General features: G+C 73.7%; 16 protein-coding genes. 9 read left to right on the top strand and 7 right to left on the bottom strand.

Translation table 11 applies throughout. The features are described 5' to 3' along the window. Positions 1–11: 11 nt before the first annotated feature. Positions 12–5,972: an SDR family NAD(P)-dependent oxidoreductase gene (locus BFV98_RS00750; protein WP_030268220.1), complete on the bottom strand. Its 5,961-nt coding sequence runs from the start codon at positions 5,970–5,972 to the stop codon at positions 12–14. Between the two features lie 198 nt (positions 5,973–6,170). Here BFV98_RS00750 and BFV98_RS00745 point away from each other — a divergent pair, with 198 nt between their 5' ends. From BFV98_RS00745 to BFV98_RS00725, 5 genes are all read left to right on the top strand, one after another. Beyond that, the gene (locus tag BFV98_RS00745; protein WP_013287045.1) at positions 6,171–7,049 is read left to right on the top strand and encodes a DUF6039 family protein; all 879 of its coding nucleotides are present in this window, start codon (positions 6,171–6,173) and stop codon (positions 7,047–7,049) included. A 6-nt stretch (positions 7,050–7,055) separates the two neighbouring features. Then, the gene (locus tag BFV98_RS00740) at positions 7,056–7,814 is read left to right on the top strand and encodes an enoyl-CoA hydratase-related protein (protein WP_013287046.1); all 759 of its coding nucleotides are present in this window, start codon (positions 7,056–7,058) and stop codon (positions 7,812–7,814) included. Further along, the gene (locus BFV98_RS00735) at positions 7,811–10,018 is read left to right on the top strand and encodes an acyltransferase domain-containing protein (RefSeq protein WP_071094398.1); all 2,208 of its coding nucleotides are present in this window, start codon (positions 7,811–7,813) and stop codon (positions 10,016–10,018) included. The genes BFV98_RS00740 and BFV98_RS00735 overlap by 4 nt, the downstream gene beginning before the upstream one ends. Before the next feature lie 498 nt (positions 10,019–10,516). Then, complete coding sequence (locus tag BFV98_RS00730; RefSeq protein WP_255367944.1) at positions 10,517–11,335, top strand: Crp/Fnr family transcriptional regulator; 819 nt, start codon at positions 10,517–10,519, stop codon at positions 11,333–11,335. Next, positions 11,332–12,612 carry a cation:proton antiporter gene (locus tag BFV98_RS00725; protein WP_071094396.1) on the top strand — a complete coding sequence of 427 codons (1,281 nt, stop codon included), beginning with the start codon at positions 11,332–11,334 and terminating at the stop codon, positions 12,610–12,612. The genes BFV98_RS00730 and BFV98_RS00725 overlap by 4 nt, the downstream gene beginning before the upstream one ends. 20 nt (positions 12,613–12,632) lie before the next feature. Here the strand turns inward: BFV98_RS00725 and BFV98_RS00720 are convergent, their stop codons facing one another. After that, on the bottom strand, positions 12,633–13,172 hold the full coding sequence (locus BFV98_RS00720) for a DUF1697 domain-containing protein (RefSeq protein ID WP_047893481.1): 540 nt from the start codon (positions 13,170–13,172) through the stop codon (positions 12,633–12,635). A 126-nt stretch (positions 13,173–13,298) separates the two neighbouring features. Here BFV98_RS00720 and BFV98_RS00715 point away from each other — a divergent pair, with 126 nt between their 5' ends. The 3 genes from BFV98_RS00715 (at position 13,299) to BFV98_RS00705 (ending at position 16,605) form a co-directional block, all read left to right on the top strand. Then, positions 13,299–14,540, top strand: coding sequence for a hydroxymethylglutaryl-CoA synthase family protein (locus tag BFV98_RS00715; protein WP_013287051.1), 1,242 nt, complete (start codon positions 13,299–13,301; stop codon positions 14,538–14,540). Positions 14,541–14,563: 23 nt separating this feature from the next. Then, positions 14,564–16,048 (top strand): class I adenylate-forming enzyme family protein, encoded by a 1,485-nt coding sequence (locus tag BFV98_RS00710; RefSeq protein ID WP_013287052.1) that lies wholly within the window; start codon positions 14,564–14,566, stop codon positions 16,046–16,048. 143 nt (positions 16,049–16,191) lie between these two features. After that, on the top strand, positions 16,192–16,605 hold the full coding sequence (locus BFV98_RS00705) for a DUF4260 domain-containing protein (RefSeq protein WP_013287053.1): 414 nt from the start codon (positions 16,192–16,194) through the stop codon (positions 16,603–16,605). Positions 16,606–16,614: 9 nt separating this feature from the next. On the opposite strand, the gene BFV98_RS00700 is transcribed toward BFV98_RS00705, so the two are convergent. The 3 genes from BFV98_RS00700 to BFV98_RS00690 all read right to left on the bottom strand — a co-directional run bounded on the left by BFV98_RS00700 (position 16,615) and on the right by BFV98_RS00690 (position 19,201). Beyond that, the gene (locus tag BFV98_RS00700) at positions 16,615–17,256 is read right to left on the bottom strand and encodes a M23 family metallopeptidase (RefSeq protein WP_071094394.1); all 642 of its coding nucleotides are present in this window, start codon (positions 17,254–17,256) and stop codon (positions 16,615–16,617) included. Between the two features lie 7 nt (positions 17,257–17,263). Then, positions 17,264–18,211 carry a hypothetical protein gene (locus BFV98_RS00695; RefSeq protein WP_013287055.1) on the bottom strand — a complete coding sequence of 316 codons (948 nt, stop codon included), beginning with the start codon at positions 18,209–18,211 and terminating at the stop codon, positions 17,264–17,266. A 132-nt stretch (positions 18,212–18,343) separates the two neighbouring features. Then, entirely contained in the window at positions 18,344–19,201 is an 858-nt protein-coding gene (locus BFV98_RS00690; protein ID WP_013287056.1) for an SDR family NAD(P)-dependent oxidoreductase, read from the bottom strand. Positions 19,202–19,367: 166 nt separating this feature from the next. On the opposite strand from BFV98_RS00690, the gene BFV98_RS00685 reads away from it, so the two are divergent. Further along, positions 19,368–20,273 carry a helix-turn-helix transcriptional regulator gene (locus BFV98_RS00685; protein ID WP_071094392.1) on the top strand — a complete coding sequence of 302 codons (906 nt, stop codon included), beginning with the start codon at positions 19,368–19,370 and terminating at the stop codon, positions 20,271–20,273. Between the two features lie 19 nt (positions 20,274–20,292). Here the strand turns inward: BFV98_RS00685 and BFV98_RS00680 are convergent, their stop codons facing one another. Both BFV98_RS00680 and BFV98_RS00675 read right to left on the bottom strand, forming a co-directional pair. Beyond that, positions 20,293–21,141 carry an oxidoreductase gene (locus BFV98_RS00680; protein WP_013287058.1) on the bottom strand — a complete coding sequence of 283 codons (849 nt, stop codon included), beginning with the start codon at positions 21,139–21,141 and terminating at the stop codon, positions 20,293–20,295. Beyond that, positions 21,138–21,551, bottom strand: a complete 414-nt coding sequence (locus BFV98_RS00675) for a nuclear transport factor 2 family protein (protein ID WP_030268214.1) — start codon at positions 21,549–21,551, stop codon at positions 21,138–21,140. The genes BFV98_RS00680 and BFV98_RS00675 overlap by 4 nt, the downstream gene beginning before the upstream one ends. Positions 21,552–21,595 lie beyond the last annotated feature (44 nt).

The raw sequence follows: 21,595 nt of genomic DNA, 5'->3' as shown, positions 1-21,595 counted from the left end.
CGGTCTTCTGGTCAGTCGGTGGTGACGAGTTGCAGTCGCAGCAGGGACGCCGTGAGCGGCTCGCCCGTGTCCGGCCGGGCCGGGGGTGGCGCCCCGGCCGGGCCGTCGCCGTCGAGCCACAGCCGCCTGCGCCGGAACACCGGGCGGGGCAGCGGCGCCCGGCGTACCGGCCCCGGCGGCGCGCCACTGAGTACGAGGTGGGCGTTGGTGCCGCCGAGGCCGAACGAGCTGACGCCGGCGACGCGTTCCCGTCCGGCCGGCCAGCCGACCGGTTCCGTGGTGGGGTGCAGCGGTGAGCGGTCGAAGTCGAACCGCGGGTTCGGGGTGTCGCAGAACAGCGTCGGCGGGATCGTGCCGTGTTCCAGGGCGAGCGCCACCTTGAACAGCCCGGCCATGCCGGCGGCGCTGAGCAGGTGGCCCAGGTTCGACTTCACGCTGCCGATCTCGATCCGGCCGCCGGGCCGGTCGCCGAAGACGTCGTTGAGGGCACGCAGCTCGATCGGGTCGCCGATGAGCGTGCCGGTGCCGTGCGCCTCCAGCATCGTGATGTCGGCGGGGCGCCGGCCGGCGGCGGCCAGCGCCTGCCGGACCACGTCGGCCTGGGCGGCGGGGCTGGGGGTGGTGACGCCCATCGTGTGCCCGTCGTTGTTCACCGCCACGCCGTCGATCACGGCGTGGACGCGGTCGCCGTCGGCGAGCGCGGCCGCCAGCGGTTTGAGCAGCACCACGCCGCAGCCCTCGCCGGGCACGAAGCCGTCGGCGCGTTCGTCGAACGTCCAGCACCGGCCGGTCGGGGACAGCGCCCGCGCGGCGCTCAGGTCGAGGTACGTCTCCGGGTCCAGCAGCACCTCGACGCCGCCGACGACCGCCAGCTCCGACTCCCCCGCGAGCAGGCTGCGGCAGGCGACCTGCACCGCGACGAGCGACGACGAGCAGGCGCTGTCGACGACCAGGTTCGGGCCGCGCAGGTCGAAGTGGTGTGCGACGCGGGCGGCGATGAAGTTCTGGTCGGAGCGCAGGACGTCGGTGCGGATCGGGACGCGTCGGCCGTAGTCGGACAGCCGCGCCCCGGCCACGACGGCGACGCGCCGGCCGCGCAGTTCGTCCGGGGCGTACCCGGCCTCGGCCAGGCACTCCGCGGTGCCCTCCAGGAACATCCGGATCGCCGGGTCCAGGCAGCGCGCCTCGTCGTCGCTCATGTCGAAGTAGCCGGGGTCGAACCACTCGATGCCCTCGACGAAGCCGCCCCACTTGCTGATCGACCGTCCGAGGCCGGGCTCGGGCGAGTACCAGCGGCGGTGGTCCCACCGCTCGGCCGGCACCTCGGTGACCGCGCAGCGCCCGTGGAGCAGGTTGTCCCACAGCGTCACGACGTCGGTCGCTCCCGGGAACCGGCAGGCCATGCCGATCACCGCCACCCGCCGGTCCAGGTCCGGCCGCGCGCCGCCGCCCGCGACCACCGCCGCCTGCGCCGCCGTCGGCACAGGCTCATCAACGGGTACGGGCGCAGTCACGGGTACGGGCGCCGTCACCGCGTCGGGTGGAGTCACGGGTACGGGCGCAGCCACCGGCCCGGGCGAGTTCACCGCCTCGGGCGCAGTCGGCGGCTCGGGCTCGGGAGTCGCGGCCTGCACGCCGAGGTGGGCGGTGAGGCGCTCCAACGTGGGGTGCAGCAGCAGCGTCGCCGGGTCGAGATGGGTGCCGAGCCGCTCCTCGATGCGGATCAGCAGCTCGCCGAGGAGCACCGAGTCCACGCCCAGGTCGCCGAACTCGACGGTCGGGTCGAGGTCGCGCTCGGGAATGCCCAGCGCCGCCGAGAAGATGCCCACGAGCCAGCCCGGCGGGGCCGTCGCCGTGCCCGTCGTCAGGGCCGGCGCCGGCGCCGGGGCCGGGACCGAGGCTGGGGCCGGGGCCGGGATCGAGGCTGGGGCCGGCGCCGGGACCGAGGCCGGGGCTGGGACCGAGGCTGTCGCCGAGCCCGGGGCGGGCGTACCGGCGGCCGGAGCGCCTGCCACGACGGGGGGTGACGTCGGCGCCGGGCGGCGCGGGCGCAGCCGCAGCAGGGCGTCGGGGTCGGGGGCGTCGCCGAGCGGCGGGCACGGCAGCACCACCGCGCCGGCCGGCAGGGCGAGCACGCGGTCGACGACGCGTAGTCCGGCGGCGTCGTCCAGCGGGGCGAGACCGGCCGGCGCGCACGGGTTGGGGCGTCCGCTCGTGGACCCGGTCTGTGCCCACTGCGGCCAGTCCACCGAGCGGAACTCCGTACGGCCGGCGGCGATCCGCGCGCGGACCAGCTCGTCGACGGCGATGTTCGCGGCGGCGTAGTCGGAGACCCCGGCGGCCAGCCCGGTCACCGTGGCGCACACCGAGGAGAACACCAGGAAGAAGTCGAGCGGGTCGGCGGCGCACAGCGGCACCAGGGTCTCGAAACCGTCCAGCTTGGGCGCCATCGCCGCGCGGACGTCCGCCAGGTCCTTGTGCAGGAACGCCGGGTTGCCCCGGCTCTCCACACCGGCGCAGTGCACCACGCCCCGCAGCGGGCCGAGTTCCGCGCGGACCTGCCGCAGGAACTCCTCGACACCGGGGAACCCGCCGGCGTGCTGGAGCACGCGCACGCCGCGGGCGCGCAGGTCGTCCGCGACGCCGGTGTCCGCGTGGACGCCGACCAGGGCGATCGACCGGGCGCCGTGACCGGCCAGGTGCCGGGCGACGAGCGCACCGACGCCCCGGGTGCCGCCGGTCACCAGGTAGGCCCCGTCCGGGTCGCAACGCAGCGGCGCGTGGGGCGCCGGTACGAGGTCCAGGCGCGGCCGGTACCGCCGGCCGTCGGCGTACCGGACCTCGCCGTAGGCGTCGGCCCGTACCCATTCGGCGAGGATCCGGGTGGCGAGATCGGTGTCGTCGCCGGGCCGGTCGGTGTGCAGCACGGTGGCGGTGACGCGGGCGTACTCGGCGCCGAGGACCTTGACGAAGCCGGCCGTGCGGACGTCGTCGACGGCCGTCTCCAGGATCCGCAACGGCGTGGTGGGACGCTCGGCCAGCAGCCGCTGCACCATCCGTACCCGGGTCTCCCAGCCGGGCCCGCCGGGCAGGCCGACCAGCCCGCCGACGTCGGGCACGCGGGACAGCACGGCGGCGAGGTCCGCCACGTCGTGCACGGCCAGGCCGCCGAGACGGGCGACGAGATCGGGACTGCCGCCGACGCACAGCATCACCCCGGCCACCGGCGACGCGGCCGGCCCGGGATCGGGATCCGGCTCCCACCCCTTGGCGTAGAGCGGCACCTCGGCGTCCGGCGCCGCCGCGACGGTCGGCGCCTGCGTGCCGGACGGCCCGGCACCGGCCGGTGTGTCCTCCGGCACCCAGCACCGCATGCGGGCGAACGGGTACGCCGGCAGGTCCACGACCGTCCGGCCCGGCTCGTGGAGCGCGGCCCAGTCGACGGCTCCGCCGGCCACCCAGTGCCGGGCGAGGTCGGTCAGGCTCGCGCCGGCCGGCGGCACGGCGTCCGGGTCCGGCGCGGCGGGCGCGCGCCCGCGCAGCACGGCGGGATCGGTGCGGTAGGCGGTGAGACGCTCGCACAACGTTGCGACGTCCTCGACCACGACCGCCAGCCGCTGCCGCAGCGGCTCCCGGCCGACCTGGAGCGTGTAGGCGATGTCGGCGAGGGCCGGCCCGTCGTGCGCCAGCAGCGCGGCGGCGTGGTCGGCGGCCGAACCGGGGTGCTCCCCGGCGGCGATCCGCCGGACCGCGGCGACGAGGTCCGCCGTGCTCGGTCCGCGGTCCCGGCGCAGGTACGCGACGAGCCGCCGCACCACCTCGTCGAGGCGGTCCTCGTCGTAGGCGGACAGGACGACGAGCTGCGGGCCGGGCGGCGCGGCCGGGCGGGTGCGGGCGGGTGGCGCGGCGACGACCGCGTGGGCGATGGTCCCTCCGGCGCCGAACGAGCTGACGCCCGCGACCCGGGGGCCGGTCCACTCGGCCCGCTGCCGCTGCACCCGGAACGGCACGGCGTCCCAGGGGATGTTCGGGTTGAGTTCGTCGGCGTGCAGCGACGGCGCGAGCACGCCGTGCCGCAGTTGCAGGATGACCTTGGTGAGACCGGCGAGTCCGGCGGCGGCCTCGGTGTGCCCGATCGTCGACTTCACCGAGCCGATCGGGATGCTGCCGGGCGGCAGGTCGGTCCCGGCCGCGTCCCGGTACGCCCGGGTCAGGCCGTCGATCTCGACCGGGTCGCCGAGCGCCGTGCCGGCGCCGTGTGCCTCCACGTAGCCGATCTCGGCGGGTCCGGTACGGGCGTCGCGCAGCGCCCGCCGTACCACGTCGGCCTGCGCGACCGGGCTGGGCACGATGTAGCCGTTCGTCCGTCCGGCGTGGACGACGGCGGTGCCGCGGATCACGGCGTGCACCGGGTCACCGTCGTCCAGCGCCCGCCGCAGCGGCTTGAGGATCAGCGCGCCGACCCCCTCGGCCGGCACGAACCCGTCGCCGCCGGCGCCGAAGGTCCGGCTGCGCCTGTCGGTCGCGGTGAGCTTCATCCGGTGCTGCTGGATGAACTTGTTCGGGTGCAGCGACAGGCTGACGGCCCCGGCCACCGCCAGTTCGGCCTCGCCGCGCCGCAGGCTCTGCACCGCCAGGTCGAGCGCCACCAGCGCGGAGGAGCACATCGTGTCCACGGTGAGGCTCGGGCCGTGCAGGTCGAAGCAGTACGACACCCGGTTGGCGATGCCGCCGAGCGTCGCGCCGGAGTCCTGCGGGACGCCGCGCAGCGTCCGCTCCGCCCCGAACAGCGGGTACTCGTTCCACATCGCGCCCGCGTACACGGCGACCGAGGATTGGTGCCGCTCCCGCAGCCGGGCGCGGGTGTATCCGGCGCTCTCCAGCGCGGCCCAGGTCACTTCGAGGAACAGCCGTTCCTGCGGGTCCATCAGGGCGGCGTCGCGGGGGGTGATGCCGAACAGCAGCGGATCGAACCGGTCGACGTCGTCGAGGTACCCGCCGTCCATGAGGTGGGTCGGCCATCCCGGCCGCGCGCGTTCGGGCGGGTGCGGGGTGACGCAGTCGCGGCCGCCGGCGAGGTTGTCCCAGAACGCGTCGAGGTCGGGCGAGCGCGGGTAGCGTCCCGCGACGCCGATCACCGCGATCTCCGTCTCGCGCTCCTCCTCCGGCTCCCGCTCCACGGCGACGGCCGGCGCCGGCACGACGTCCGCAGCGGGCGGTGCGGCGGACTCGGCAGGTGCGGCGGACTCGGCGGGCTCGGCGGGCTCGGCGGGAACCGCGCCGGCGGGAGCCGTGCGGCCGGCCGCCGCCAGCGCCGCGGCGACCTCTCCAAGGGTGGCGTGCTCGAAGAACAGCGTCCGCGACCGCTCGCCCAGGTCGTTCTCCAGCCGGGCGGTCAGTCGCGTCACGAGGAACGACGACAGGCCCAGCTCGGTCAGCGGCAGGAGCGGGTCGACGGACTCGGCGGGCAGGCCGGACACCTCGGCGTACACCTGGACCAGATAGGCCCGCAGCGACCCGGCCGGGTCGCGCGGCCGTGCGGCGGGCGGGGCCGGCGGCGCCGCACCGAAGGGGTAGCCGGGCAGCGGCACCCGCGGGCGTGGTCCCGGCCAGTACCGCCGCCAGTCGACCAGGCCGCCGCCGACCCAGTCCGCGGCGGCGTCGGCGTCGGTCGGCGCGGCGGCCGGCGCGAACGGCGCCCCGGCGACGCCGTGCAGCACCCCGTCGCGGGCCTCGCCGCGCAGGTAGGCGTCGAGTCCGCCGACCAGGTCCGCGACGCTCGCGCACCGCACGGCGAGCCGGTGCGGCAACGGCATCCGGCCGACCTGCGTGGTGTACGCCACGTCGGCGAGGTCGAGCGCCGGGTCCGCGGTGGAGACGTGCTCGCGCAGCCGGTGCGCGGACCGGCGTAGCCGCTCCGGATCGGCGGCGGAGAGGACAACGGCGTGGGCTGGATCGGTCTGTTGCGTCACGGCACCTGCCCGCCTGGGAAGGGTCGACGGCCGAGGATCCCGGCCGAGTCATCACGCTAGGCAGTCGTACCGGCTTCGCCTGCTCAACCTTGAGCAGGCCGGTTGCTTCCGGCGCCCGCTCAACCGTGAGCAGACACGCCGTCGGCCGTCCCCGTAGAAACGGGCCGGAACCGGCGATCTCACCTGAGGAGCGAACCGATGACCACGACGGTCGAGCCGTACCGCGCGCTGAACCAATCGTCGCTGCCGCTGGAGCGGGTGCTGCACACGCTCAACTCCGGCTTCATCCTGCACCGGGTCGGCCAGATGGCCTACGGGTTCGCCGCCGAGGGGCGCCAGTTCAGCGTGGACCTGCTGCAGTACATCAACACCTCGCAGGAGGGCGTGGCGACGTCGTTCGCCTTCGAGGAGGTGTTCGGCGGCCGGGACCGGATGCACTGGTTCATCCACCTGAAGTCCCCGCAGGACTACCGGATCCTGCTCAACATGGTCGACCACGACCTGGAGTTCCGCCGGATCTCCGACGAGGACCGGCTGCCGCACAAGGGCGGCGGCAACTGGGACCGCATCTTCGTCCACCGCAGCCTGCACGAGGACGTGCTCGTACCGCAGCACGGGATGGACCACGACGGCGACGACGCCGAGCCGGCGACCTTCGTGCCGCCCGCCTCGTCCCAGCTCAACCAGCCGCCGGAGCAGCAGATCAACTCGGCGACGGCCGGCGCGATCGTCATGCGGACCTCGGACGTCAAGTACGAGTTCCGCGAGGAGGGCCGGATGTACGCGGCCCACTGGCAGCACTTCGTCAACGAGCGGCTCGCCGGCCGGGTCACCGCCACGCTGTACGAGCAGACCTGGGGCCAGCAGGACCACCTGTTCCAGCTGATCCACCTGCGCAGCGTCGACGACTACCACGAGCTGCGCGAGCTGGAGCGCGGCAAGGAGATGGCCACCGAGGTGTTCGGCCGGCGCCGGCTGCACGAGTCCAAGGGCGGCGGCACCTGGGACCGGCTGTTCATCGAGGGCAGCATCCGCGACACGCTGCTGCTGCCGCAGGTGCCGAGCGGCGCGGCCTGAGCTCCGATGGCGTACCGCACGATCGAGCTCCGGCGCGAGCCCGGGCTGTTGCGCGTCACGCTGGCCCGGCCGGAGCGGCGCAACGGCATCGACGACGAGACGCTGCGCGAGCTGCACGCCGCACTCGACGAGGCCGAGGGCGACGCCGCCTGCCGGGCGGTGGTCCTGGCCGGGCGTGACGGCGTGTTCAGCACGGGCATGGACTTCCAGAGCGCCGCCGGTGACGGTGGCGCGTCCGACGGGGGCGCGGCGTTCTTCGCCCTGCTGGAACGCTTCACCACAGTGCCGCGGGTGGTGATCGCCCAGGTGGACGGGCAGGTCGCCGGTGGTGGTGTCGGGCTGGTCGCCGCCAGCGACTTCGTGCACGCCACCGCCCGCAGCACGTTCGCGCTGCCGGAGGCGCTGTGGGGGTTGCTGCCCTGCTGCGTGCTGCCGTTCCTGGTGCGGCGGGTCGGGTTCCAGAAGGCGTACGCCGCGACGTTGAGCACGCAGACGATCGCCGCGGCCGAGGCGTACCGGATCCATCTCGTCGACGAGGTCGCCGAGCGTCCCGAGACGGTGCTGCGGCAGCTACTGTTCCGGCTCAACCGCCTCGACCCGGTGGTCGTCGGCGACGCCAAGCGGTACTTCCGGGCGTTCTCCGGCGTCGACGACCGGCTGCGCGACCACGCGGTCACCGAGTTCGGCCGGCTGATGTCGGCGCCCGCGGTGCGGCAGCGGATCACGGAGTTCGTCGCGCACGGCCGCTACCCCTGGGAACGGTGATCGCCGTGCGCGCGTGGGTCTTCCCGGGGCAGGGATCGCAGCATCCCGGCATGGGCGAGGGTCTCCTGGACCGTTTCCCCGCCGAGTGCGCCACCGCCGAGCGGCTCATCGGCGTGCCGCCGGCGCAGCTGTGCCGGGACGCCCGGGGCGAGTACCTCGGCCGCACCCGGTACGTGCAGCCGGCCGTGTTCCTGGTCAGCGTGCTGGCCGCCCGGGCCGCGCTGGCGGACGGCCGTCCGCCACCCGAGGTGGTGGCCGGGCACAGCCTCGGCGAGTACGCCGCGCTGCACCTCGCCGGCTGCCTGGACTTCGACAGCGCGCTGAGCCTGGTCGTCCGCCGTGGGCGGCTGATGGAGAGCGTGACCGGCGGCGGCATGGTGGCGGTGCTCGGCCTGCCGCTGTCGCGGGTGACGGAGCTGCTGGCCGGGATCCCGGACGTCGACCTCGCCAACCACAACCTGCCCGACCAGTTCGTGCTGGCCGGCAGCACGGCGGGCATCCGCGCGGTCGTCGACGCCGTGCCGCGGCTCGGTACGGGCCGGTGCGTGCCGCTGGCGGTCAGCGTGCCGGCGCACTCCCGGTTCATGGCCGGCGCCGCGGAGGCGTTCGCGGTGGCCCTGCGCGACGTCACGCCGGGCCCGCCGTCGATCCCGGTGGTGAGCAACGTGACCGGGTCGCCCCATGTCCCGGGCGAGATCCCGGGCACGCTGCTGCGGCACTTCGTCGAGCCGGTCCGGTGGTGGGACACGATGTGCCTGCTGGCCCGGTCGGGGGTGACCGAGCCGGTCGAGGTCGGTCCCGGTGAGGTGCTGACCAAGATGTGGCGCCGGGCCGCCGGGAGCCTGCCGGCACGCGTTCCCGGCGGGCCGCTCGCGCCCGCCGCGCCCGTCCCGCCGCCCGCGCCGGTCCCGCCGCCCGCGCCAGCGACGTCGGTCGCGCCCGCCGCGCCGGCCGCGCTTCCGGTGACTGCGCCGGCCGCGCCGGTGGCGCGAGGTCCCGCCCTCGGCCCACCGCCGGCCACCGCGTCGCGTCCGCGCCCGGCGGGCTCGCCCGGGCTGCGGTCCGACTACGGCATCCGGTACGCCTGCCTGGCCGGGTCGTCCCCGTTCGGCGTCACGTCGCCGGCGTTCCTGCGACGGCTGTCGGAGGCCGGACTGCTCGGCTTCTTCGGCGCCCGGGGTCTGGCGCCGCCGGAGATCAGGGCCGCGCTGGCCGAGCTTCGCGACGTCCGCCGGTACGGCATGGCCTGGCCGTCCGGTGGTGACGAGCGGGCGCTGTGCGACCTGTACCTCGCCCACGACGTCCGCCATGTGGAGGTCACCGGTCCGCTCGCCGTGGTGTCGCCGCAGCTCGTGCGGTTCCGCTACGGCGACGGTCCCCGGCAGGTCCTGGTCCGTGCCCCGGATCTGGCCACGGCGGTCCGGTTCCTGCGCCCCGCCGATCCGGCGACGGTACGGGCGCTGGCCGCCGCCGGGCACCTGGACGGCGGAGCAGCGGGCGCGGCGGCACGGGAGGCGGTCGCCACCGACGTGGCAGTCGAACGGGACGCCCATGCGCTGGTGCCGGCTCTGGTGGCCCTGCGCGACCGGGAGGCGCCGGGGGCGCGGATCGGGGTGGCCGGGGTGGGCACCCCGGCGTCCGTCGCCGCCGCCTTCGCGCTCGGGGCCGACTTCGTCGTCACGACGACGGTGAACCAGTGCACCGCCGAGGCCGCCACGTCGGACGCGGCGAAGGATCTGCTCGCCGCGCTCGACGTCACCGACATCCGTGAGGCGCCCGATCCGGACCTGTTCGAGCTCGGCGCGCGGTCTCCGGTGGCGCACCGGGGCACCCTGTTCGCCGCTCGCGCCGAGGAGCTGTACCGGATGTTCCTGCGCTACGACCGGCTGGCCGACGTCGGCCCGCGGCGGCTCGCCGAGTTGGAGCGGACGCACTTCGGCCGCCCGCTGGACGAGGTGCGCGCCGATCTCGGCGTCGCAGGGCGGGACGACCGGCGCGTGCTCGCGTCGGTCTGCGCCGCCTACTGCCGGGAGGCCACCGCCGCGGCCCTGCGCGGAACGCCGGGTCAGCGGCTGAACTACCGGGTGCCGGCCTCCACCGACGTCGGGGCGTTCAACCGGCTCGTCGCGGCGGAGCCGCTGGTCGACTGGCGGGTCCGGCACGCCGAGTCGGTCACCGAGCGGCTGCTCAGCGAGGCAAATTGACCTAAATCATTAAAAAGGCCAGCCGACTCCCATTCCGCTGACAATCACCCCCTACGAACCCAACCGAGGTCGCAAAATGCCTGGTCATTGCGCTGCGTAGACACCCGCCACCCAATTAGTTACGATGGCGGCGGGCATTAATACGGCTCAATCAAGCAGTATGCGCAACCCTCGCCCACACCCTCCGAAAGGCCCCTTGCATGCATTTGCTTCACTGGATGAACGCGTCCCGAACATGGAAGAAACCAGACACCACAGATAGATGGACATCGTAGGTCGCGCCATGCCGCCGCCCAGATCAAGCGCTCCTGCCTGCAGAAATGCAGATGGGTCGCCTCAGCGCCGGGCGCGCGGCATGCCGAGCACGACCGACGGGACGAACGGCCGGCACGGGCCGTATTGCAATTCCGACAGTTTGCCGACACCGGCTGAAGAAATACTTGCCGGCGTTGCGGCTGTACTGTCAACGATTGATAGCGTCACGCATTTCACCAGCGAATGATCAGGAACCTGACAACACGCCCGAGCCACGACATCGGGCGCCAGGAGGCCTCCTTGCGAATCGCCGGCGCCACCACCAGTTTGCGTAACGAGCTGCATCGGCTGATCCGGGACGACCCGACTTTCGCCGTCCGCACACACGTCCCGCGAGGCGGGGCCGCGTACAACTCCGGCGACCACGATCTGCGGATGTACCTCGTGGAGGTCGGCCAGTTCAAGACCATCGCGTCCTCCGCGGACGGCAAGCAGTGCCTGCTGTCGATCCACACACGGGGCGACATGTTCGGCGAGCTCGGCCTGCTCGGCGGGCCACGCCACGACACCGCCCGGGCCATGCGCGACAGTGTGATCAGGAGAGTCAACTCGGCGAAGCTGTTCGACCTGCTGAGCAGCGACGAACAGCTCAACTGGCACTTCACCCGGTTCCTCATGGCCAAGCTGCTCGACCAGCAGCAGGCCATCACCCAACTGGTCACCATGGACAGCGAACACCGGCTGGCCGCGACGCTGCTGCGACTCGCCCGCAAGGTGGGCCGGCGGCTCAACCTCGGCATGCAGATCGACGCGAAGATCACTCAGGAGGAGCTGGCCAGCATGGTCGGCACCACCCGGTCCCGCGTCGGGCTGTTCCTCAAGCACTTCCGCGCGGCGAAGCTGGTGGATCAGCTGCCCGGCGGATACCTCCTGATCAACGAGCCGGCGCTGACCCGGTACGTGGAGTGCGGACAGTACGAGCCCGCCCGGTGGGGCGCCGAGCCGATCCGGCCGGTGAACGGCGCACGCCTGCTGCGCGGCGACCGGGAACTGTCCGCATGAGCGCCGTCCTGGTCCTCCTGCACGGAGCCGCGCTGCTCGTGGCGCTGCTGCTCGTCGGCGGGACCGGACGAGCCGTGGCGCGGCTGTTGCGGCAGCCGCCGGTGATCGGGGAGATCGTCGCCGGTCTCCTCGTCGGCCCGGCCCTCGTCCTGTTCGCCGGTCACGACGGGCTGGCGGCGGTGCTGCCGGAGGACGTACGCGCACTCCTGCGCCTGGTCGCCGAGGGTGCCCTGGTGCTCTTCCTGGTCGGCCTCGCGCGTGAGCTGCGGGTCGGGCCGGCGCGCGACGACCGCAGGCTGGCCTGGGTGACCGCCGGTGCGCTCGTCCCGGCGCTGGCCTGCGGGGTGCTCGTCGCACTGTGGGTCCAGTTCGTCGCCGGACCGGCCGTACGCGGCGACGCGCCGATGCCGGCCTTCGTGCTGGGCGTCGCGGTGACGCTGTCCATCACCGCCGTACCGGTGCTGGCGCGGCTGCTGACCGAGCGGGGCCTGACGGAGACGACGGCCGGGGCCCTCGCGCTGGCCGCCGCCGTGGTCGTCGACGTCGTCGGCTGGCTGCTGCTGTCCCTGGCCGTCGGGCTGGGCGCCGGAGACCCCGCGACCTTCGGCCGCGCGATGGCGGTCCTCGCCGGCGCGTTGCTGCTGGCCGGCGGGATCCGATGGGTGCTGCGCCGCGCCCGGGCGGCACTGTGGTGCGGCCGGTGGCCGGCCGCCAGTGCCGTGGTGCTCGGCGTGGTGGCTCTCGTGGTCGGCTTCGGCGTCCACCTCCTCGGGCTGACCGCGGTGTTCGGCGCGATCCTGGTCGGCCTGGCGGTGCCGCCCGGCGAGCCCTGGGACGCGCCGACCGCCGCCGTGTCGCGGCTCGGGCGGTCGCTGCTGCCGATCTTCTTCGTGAGCGCCGGGCTCACCGCGCTGACCGGCGCGGTCGCCAGCACGCCGTGGTCGCTGGTGGTCGTCGTGCTCGTCCTCGGACTCGCCGGGAAGATCGGCGGCGGCTATCTCGGCAGCCGGCTCGGCGGCTGCTCTCCCGCAGAGGCGACACGGATCGGGATCCTGCTCAACACGCGCGGGCTCACCGAGCTCATCGTGCTCCAGGTCGCGTTCCAGGCCGGCATCCTCAGCCCGCCGCTGTTCCTCGCCCTGCTCATCATGGCGCTGGTCACGACGCTTCTCACCGGCCCGCTGCTGTCGTTGGCGGACCGGTTCGTGCGGGCCGCCGACGCCGGTGACAGCGCCTCGGGCGCCGTGTCCGGCCCGTCAATGGTGAGCCCGCGATGACGGGTATGACGGGTACGCGGTCAGGCCGCCGCCATGTCGCGCAGCTTCAGCACCGAGCGCCAGTTGCGGGTCGTCCCGACCACACCGGTCTTCTTCTCCACGAAGGCGTTGCTGAGCTTGCTGCGCCCGTACCCGTCGGGAACGTGCACGAACACGTCGCGGCCGAGCAGCGTCAGCGTGCCGCTCTCGCCGGGCGGGGCGGCGAGCGCCGCCTGCTTGTCCGCGCCGGGGTCGCCGCTGAGCATGGTGACGAGCAGCTTCGTGTGGTCCGTCTGCACGTCGAGATACGGGTTGGCGGCGATCATCGCGTCGAGCTCGTCCAGGCTGCGCAGCAGCACCGGCACGTCGCGACCCCACCGCTGCTTGATGCCCCTGTCGATCTCGGCCAGGATCGCGACCTCGTCGGTCTCGGGGCAGCCGAACACGACGTTGCCGCTCTGGATGTACGTGGCCACGCCGTCGAAGCCGCAGGAGACGAAGACCTCTTTCAGCTCCGTCATCACCATCGAGCTACCGCCACCGATGTTCACCGCACGCAACAGAGCGACGTATCTCGTCATGACCCGGGATGGTAACCGGCCGGGCCGATCGCGGGCGCTCAACTCTGAGCAGACACGCCCGGCCCGCGGTCGTACAACGTCAGGGACCGCGGCGGTAAGGGATCCACGAAGAGGAGAGGCCCGAGGATGATCACCACGGCGGTCGGCATCGAGGATCTCCACGTCTACCCCGGCCGGGCGTACGTCGACGTGCCCAGCCTGTTCGAGGCGCGCGGCCTGGACCCGTCGCGGCTGCCGAACCTGATGATGCGCCGCCGGTCGGTGAGCCTGCCCTGCGAGGACCAGGTGACCCACGCGGTCAACGCCGCCCGGCCACTGGTCGACGCCCTGTCGCCAGAGCAGCGGGAGGCGATCGAGCTGGTGGTGGTGGCCACCGAGTCGGGGCTCGACTTCGGCAAGCCGATCAGCACCTATGTCCACGACCTCCTCGGCCTGCCGCCGCGCTGCCGGTCGTTCGAGGTCAAGCACGCCTGCTACGGCGGCACCGCCGCCCTGCAGAGCGCGGCGGCGATCATCGCCGCGAGCCCGGCGCCGGACGCGCGGGCGCTCGTGATCGCCACCGACATCGCCGGCGTCGCGGCGGCCGGCAGCTACTTCGAGCCGTCGGAGGGCGCCGGCGCGGTCGCGATGCTGGTCAGCCGTACGCCCGACGTGCTGCGGCTCGACCTGGGCGCCAGCGGGTACCACACCCAGGAGGTGATGGACACGCTGCGGCCCCGGCCGGACGTCGACGTGGTGAACTCCGACCTGTCCCTGCTCGCCTATCTCACCTGTCTGGAACGGTGCTTCGCCGCCTACCGGGACCGCGTCGAGGGCGCCGACATCGTCACCACGTTCGACCACCTCGTCTTCCACATCCCCTTCGCCGGGATGGTCAAGGGCGCCCACCGCACGCTGCTGCGCAAGACCAAGCGCATGGCGCCGGCCGACATCGACAGGGACTTCGCGGCGCGGGTGGCCCCGTCGCTGTCGTACACGAGCCAGATCGGCAATCTCTACTCCGGTTCGCTCTACCTCGCGCTGTGTTCGCTGATCGACCACGCCGACTTCACGGTGGCCCGCCGGATCGGCCTGTTCTCCTACGGCTCCGGCTGCGGGTCCGAGTTCTTCAGCGGCGTCGTCACCGAGCGCGCCGCCGGCCGGCTCGCGGCCCGCCCGCTCGCCCGCGCCGTCGAGGAACGCCGCCGGCTCACAGTCGCCGAGTTCGACGAATGGAGCCGGCACACCGCCGACCGCGCCTTCGGCGTCCGCGACGCCGTCCTGGACACCGGCCCCTACCGGTCCGTCCTGGACAGCCACGTGGCCGGCCGGGGCCTGCTGCTGCTCGACCGGATCGAAGACTTCCACCGCGTGTACCGGTGGAGTTGAGCGCGCCATCCGAGGGAGGACCCATGAGTGTGCCCACGTCCGCGGTCGTCGTACCCGACCTGCTCCGGCACCGCACCGGCCTGATGCCCGAGCAGGAGGCGATAAACGTCCGCGGCAAGACGGCGATCACCTACCGGGACTGGGACCGGCGCTCGAACGCCGTCGCCCGCGCGGTGCTCGACCGGCTCGGCGGCACCGGGCGGGGCGCCCGGGTGGCGCTGCTGTTCGGCGGCGACGACTGGATCGACTACGCCGTCGCCTACCTCGGCGTGCTCAAGGCCGGCGCCACCGCCGTACACGTGAACGACACGATGCCGGCGGTGGAGCTGCGCCGCCGGTTCGACCAGTGTGCGGTGGCCGGTGTGATCCGCGGCGCGGCGCTCCCGCCGTGGCGGGACGACGCCGGACGCTGGTCGGTGGTCGTCGCGGACCTCGACCAGGGCGACTCCGCCGCCGTCGACACCGGCGTCACCCCCGAGGACATCTCCGACATCCTCTACACCTCCGGCACCACCGGCCCGGCGAAGCCGTTCACCAACCCGCACGGCAACCTCACGTACGGGCGCGGGTCCGCCGCCCTCGGGCAGCTGGTCGACCCAGCACCGCTGCTCGCGCCGATGCCGCTGGGCACCACGTCGAGCGCGACGACTGTCGCGGTGCTGGCCACCACGACGCCGTCACCGCTGATCGTGTGCTCACCGGACGACCCGGAGGAGATCGCCCGCCTGCTCGCCACGCACGGCTGCGCGACCCTCATCCTCACCCCGTGGACCGCGATCCGGCTCGCCGCCATCCGCCCGCAGGACCGCTACGACCTCGGCTCGGTCAAGACCATCGGCAACGCATCGGCGATCATGCCGCCGCGCATCGCCCGCGACCTCCTCGCGGCCATGCCGAACGCCACCATCGCCAACGCCTACGCGCAGTCCGAGGCGGTGCCGGCGATCATCCTGGGCAACGTCGACCCGGACCGGCCGATGTGGCTGGGACGCCCCGGACGCGGCACCGAGATGCGCGTCGTCGACCAGCAGGGCGAGCCGCTGCCGCCGGGCGAACTCGGCGAGGTGTGGCTGCGCTGCGAGGCGCCCAAGCGGCTGTACCTCGACCAGGCGCTCAACGCCCGCGTGCACGCCGGCGGGTGGACCCGCACCCGCGACCTCGGACGCGCCACCGCCGACGGCGAGCTGTTCCTGTTCGACCGGATGACCGACGTCATCACCACCGACGGGAAGCTCGTGTCGTCGCTGGAGGTCGAGGCCGCACTCTACGACCACCCCTCGGTACGCGAGGCCACAGTCGTCGCGCTGCCCGACCCCGAGCACGGCGAGATCGTCGCCGCCGTCGTGGCGGCCGACCCGGCCCTGGACGACGCGACGCTCGCCGCGTTCCTCGCCGAGCGGCTGGAGCCGCACCAGGTCCCCGCCCGCATCCACCGCCTCGACGCGCTGCCCCGCGGCGGCACCGGCAAGGTGCTGAAGTACCAGTTGCGGCAACGCTTCGGCGGCTGACCGTCGCGGTTGCCGCCGGCGCACGGCCTCCGCCGCGTACCCTGTCAGAGCTGGTGGCGGCACGAGCCGGCTGCCTCCGACCACCCCGGCCACCGGGGGGCTCGGGCCTGCGCAAGGGCCACTGACAGACATCGAGGTGGGAGATGCCGCAGTTGAACCCGGTCGCGGCGCAGCGCGTGGAGGCCGTCGCCGTCGCGGCCCTCGCCGTCGTCGTGACCGTCGCGGCCGGGTACCCGTGGTGGTCGCTGCTCGCCCTCTTCCTCGTCTTCGACCTGTCCATGCTCGGCTACCTGCGCGGGCCGCGCGTCGGCGCCGTCTGCTACAACGTGGCGCACTCGTACACGCTGCCGGCGGCGCTCGGCGCGGTGGCAGTGGCAGCGGCCGCGTCCGGCGACCGGATCGACTGGCTGGGAGTCCTGGCCGTCGCGTGGGCGTTCCACATCGCCGTCGACCGCGCCCTGGGCTACGGCCTCAAGACGACCGAGGGGTTCGAGCACACCCACCTCGGCCTGATCGGAAAGGCCCGGCGTGCCGGATCGTCCACCGACGAACGCTGACGGTTCCGGTCACGGGCGCGTCGGCCGGCAGTTCGCGCTCGTCAGCCGCACCGAGTACTCGCGGTCGTCGGACGTGATCCCGGACGGCACGCCGTCGAAGTATGCCTCCACCTTCTCCCAGCCCCGGCGCTGCTCGTAGTGCAGGTGCGGGGCGCCGGAGTTCCCGGTGCTGCCGACCCGTCCGAGCTGGTCGCCCCGGGCCACCCGCTGACCGGCCTGCACCGACGGCGGTTCGAGCAGGTGCAGGTACTGCGTCTCCCATTTGCCACCGTGGTCGATCTTGACCCAGTAGCCGCCGCCGCGCCCCCGCGGCCCGTCCGGATCCTGCGGGGTACGTCCGCCCAGCGAGCCGTTGATCCCCGCCACCGTGACGGTGCCGTCGGCGGAGGCGAGCACCGGCCGTCCCCACGCGTCCCCGGAAGTCGGGAAGAAGTCGACGTCGTAGTCGTCGTGCCCCGGATAGGTGGACAGCCGCCACGTCTCGCCGCAGGCCACCGGGAGCTGGAATTCCGGTCGCGGGCCTGGTGGCCGCACCAGCGGCACCACGACCGCCGTACCGGCGGCGAGCGCCGCGAGGACGCCGACGATCAGCAGGACGCGCGGGGCGCGGCGGCGCGGGCGGCGGGAACCGTAGGGACGCTCGGTGGTCATCCGGGCCTCAGCCCAGCTCGATGACGGGCCGGGTCAGGATCTCGTCGGCGTATCCGTCGTCGGAGGCGACCCACCGGCCGAAATCCTCGTCGCGGTACGCGGTCGCGAGGGTGAGCCAGCCCAGGAAGAAGCCGCTCCCGCCACAGGTGGCACCGCCGCCGTCGCCACCGCAGACGACGGTGCGCTCGGTCGTCGCCTCGTGCCGGTAGGGGTCCTGCCCGATCGCCAGACCCCAGAGGTTCTCCTGCCGGTGCGGGCCGGTCCTGTGGTCGTACGGATAGCCGTCTCCGGGGCAGTCGTCGCCCCAGCGGAACAGGGTCGTCGCACCGGCGCCGCACGCCCACTCCCACTCGTCCGGAGTGGTCGTCCGCACGCCGAGGCTCCCGAGCCCGGCCATCGCCTCGTCGTACGAGACCTCGCGGATCGCCCGGGCGCGCACCACCTGCCCGGTCGTCCGGTCGAACTCCACAGTCAGCCCGTCACCCGACCGGAAGGTGCGCACCCCGCCGAACCGGTTCCCGACCGACGCGACCAGCTCCCGCACCCGAGGGTCGTCCGGCGCCAGCGGCACCTCGCACGGGTCGAACGCGTCCACCGCGACCAGCATCGCCGGCATGTCGACGTCGCGTACGGGCGACGTCATCGCGTCGACGTACTCGGTCAGCGACGGAAGGCCGAACTCGGCGGCGCTGTCGGCGTAGTCGGCGGCCTGGTGCGCAGCGGGCCGGAAGCGGGCCGCGTCGTAGCCGAGCGTCGGCCGGCCGCCGGGTACGAGAGCGAACCGCATCCCGCCCCGGTCGAACAGCGCAGTCCGGTGCGACCGCCCCGCGTACGCCGTGTCGCCCAGGCCGGTCACTGTCAGCTCGTGCCGCGCGGCGACGTCCTGGGCGAGCCGGCCGGCAGCGCCGTCGGAGAGATCGTTCCACTGGGCATGACTGAGATCGGCGTACGACACGGCGAAAGGATAGCCACGGGCTCCGACAGAGCCGGATCGACGCCGGTGCGACCGGTCGGCCCGCCTCCGGAGGCGGGCCGACGCGAGCTGTCCGGGTGCGCGACGGCACGCCGCGACCCGTCGACGAAGCGGTCAGGCTTCGTCGGCGTCCGTGCTGAGCGCGAGTTCGCGGCCGGCCTCGATGTCGGCGAGCAGCGTCGCCACGCGGGCCTTGGCCAGGCCGTATGAGTCGGAGCCGAGCACCTGGTGCAGCGGCGCTCTGCCGCCGACGGCCACCTCGACGATGGCGGCCGCGGCCTTGACCGGGTCGCCGAGCTGGGTGCCGGGCATGGCCAGGTGCGCCTCGGTCATCTCGCGGATCGCCTCGTAGCCGTCGGTGGTGCGCGCCGGCAGGCCGAGGGAGGACGTCCGAAGGAAGTCGGTACGCGTGTATCCGGGTTCCACGACGGTGACCTTGATGCCGAGGTGTGCGACCTCGGCCGCGAGCGAGTCCGACAGACCCTCCAGGGCGTACTTCGCGGAGCAGTAGAGGCCCCAGCCGGGGAACGCGGTCAGCCCCAGGATCGAGGACACGTTGACGATGTGGCCGCTGCCGGCGGCGCGCATGCCGGGCAGGGCCGCGCGGAGCACGTTCCAGACGCCGAAGACCTGCACCTCGAACATCGTCCGGACCTCGGCGTCGCCTGCCTCCTCGACCGCGCCGAGGAAGCCGTACCCCGCGTTGTTGACCACGACGTCGATCCCGCCGAAACGGTCGGTGGTGGCCCGGACGGCCGCCGTCACCGCGGCCTCGTCGGTCAGGTCGAGTTCGAGGGGAAGCAGTCGCTCACTGTCGACCGGCCCGAGGGCCGCGACGAGCCGCTCGGCCGACCGGGTCGTCGCCGCGACGTCGTCACCCCGCTCCAGCAACTGCTTGACCAGTTCGAGGCCGATGCCGCGGGACGTGCCGGTGACGAACCACGTGGCCGGACCTGCGGTGGGGTAGGGCATGGGAACTCCCGGATCTCGGTGTCGTCGTGTCCCCGGCCGGGGACGCCACTCCATCGTGGGTACGAGGGAGGGCCGAGAACACAGCCGGACGAGCCCAGCGCTGCCTGGGAACGGCGTACCCACCCAGGCGGTGTCGCGGACGACGTTCGGGGCGGATCATCGGGTCATGGCAGGACACTCCGACCTCGGCCGATTCCTTCGTCAGTGCCGGGCCGACCTGACTCCGGAAGCGGCCGGCATCGCCGCCGTGGCGCAGGGACGCCGCGTCCGCGGACTGCGCCGCGAGGAGGTGGCCCTGCTCGCCGGCGTGAGCGTCGACTACTACACCCGGCTCGAACAGGGCCGGCACACCAGCCCTTCGGCCGCTGTCGTCGACGCCTTGGCCCGGGTCTTCCGGCTCGACGCCGCCGCCCGCGCCCACCTCGCCGACCTCGCGCGGCCGGCGAGGCGCAGCAGCCGGCAGATGCCCGCCCAACGGGTACGCCCGGCGATGCACCAGCTGCTCGCCTCGATGACCGAACACCCCGCGCTCATCCTCGGACGGCGCACGGACGTGCTCGCCTCGAACGCCCTGGGCCGTGCCCTCCTCACCGACTGGACACTGCTCCCGCCGCGGCACCGCAACTACATCCGGTGGGTCTTCCTCGACCCGGGCGCCCGCGACGCCTTCCTCGACTGGCCGGCGGTGGCCGCCGACGTGGTCGGCACCCTGCGCCTCTACGCCGGACGCAATCCCGACGATCCGCAGCTCAGCGAGCTCGTCGGCGAGCTGAGCATCAAGAGCCCGGAGTTCCGGGCCTGGTGGAACGGCCGCCACGTGCACGAACGCACGCACGGCACCAAGCGGATGCACCACCCCGCGGTCGGGCCGATCACCCTCCGCTACGAGGCCCTCGTCCTGCCCGGCGACCCGGACCAGACGCTGTTCCTCTACACCACCGATCCCGGCAGCCCGTCGTACGACAACCTGCGCCTGCTGGGATCGCTGGCCGCCCGGACCGCGCCGGCCCCCGGCAGAGCCTCGTCCACGTCGCTGCCCGACGCGAGCAGGACCGAACCGAACCCGTCGTGACGCCGGCCGCGCGTCGATCTCAGGCCCGCGAGGCGTCCGCGGTCCGAGGGACTCCGGCCAGCCGGTCGCGGCAGAAGTCCCGGAACGTCCGGGGTGGCCGGCCGGTCACGTCCGCGACGGTCGTCGTGACCCGGTCCTCCGAGCCCGCGGCGACGGCCGTGTCCAGGCCCGCGAGGAAGCGGGCGTAGTCGGGCGCGAGGCCGTGAGCCTCGTGGTACGCGGTGAGCGCGTCCTCGTCGACCGCACGGTGCCGGACCGGGCGGCCGAGGAAGTCGGTGAGCGTGGCGGCGACGTCGGCGTAGCTCAGCCGCTCGGGACCGGTGATGACGTGCTCGGTGTCGTGGGGCGCGGGATCCGTGAGGGCACGCACCGCCACCTCGGCGATGTCGGCCGGATCCACGAAGCCCACGCGGGCGTCGCCGGTGGCGCTGACGATCTCGCCACGCTCCCGGGCGCTCGCGGCGTGCGGATGGTCGCCGACGAAGTTCTCCATGAACCAGGACGGTCGCAGCACCGCCCACTCGGGGATCATCTCGCCGAGCTGGGCCTGCACCTCGCCCAGTCCCGGCGTGCCGGCCTCGATCGCCGACGAGCTGAGCAGGACGGCCCGCCGTACCCGGGCACGCCGGGCCAGGTCCAGGAACGGCAGCATGGTCGGCGCCGGGTCGGCGTCGCCGAGGGGCGCGATCAGGTAGAGCGCTGTCACACCGTCCAGCGCCGTGTCGTGCGTGCTGCGGTCGTACCAATCGAAGCGGACGCCCTCGGCGGACGCCCGGCGGCTGGCGACGCGGGCCCGGCGGCCGGCGGCGGCGAGTCTCGCGGCGACGAGCCGGCCCGTCGTTCCCGTGCCTCCGACGACGAGGATCATGCCCGCACCCCCTCGCCGAACAGTTCCCGCACGGCCAGCGGGTTCCAGTAGTCGCGATAGCGCAGGATCCGCCCGGCCCTGATGGTGAGGACGGCGATGTAGCGCAGCCGGTACGGCTCGCCCGTGGCGACGACGACGCCGGTGGCGGTGAACTCGGCGACGATCACCTCCCGGTCGGCGGTCTGGTGGACAGTGACGTCGGCGATCTCGCGGATGTCCAGGGTCCGCGGGTAGTCGATGAGGTAGTTGTGCAGCTCGGCGCGGTCGGCCACCCGGCTGGGCCGCCCGGCCGGCGCGAACGGGAACTCCATGACGGCGTCGTCGGCGAACAGGGCGATGAAGCCCGGCATGTCCTTGGCGAGCAGACGGTCCAGGGCCTGGTGGAACACATCGGTGGCGGTACTCGGCACTGCTGTTCCTTCCTGTCGGCGGGCCGCCCGCGGTGATCTACGAT

This window comes from Micromonospora sp. WMMB235 (assembly GCF_001855515.1).
Lineage (GTDB): Bacteria > Actinomycetota > Actinomycetes > Mycobacteriales > Micromonosporaceae > Micromonospora > Micromonospora aurantiaca.
This window is presented reverse-complemented; position numbering and strand designations above follow the sequence as displayed.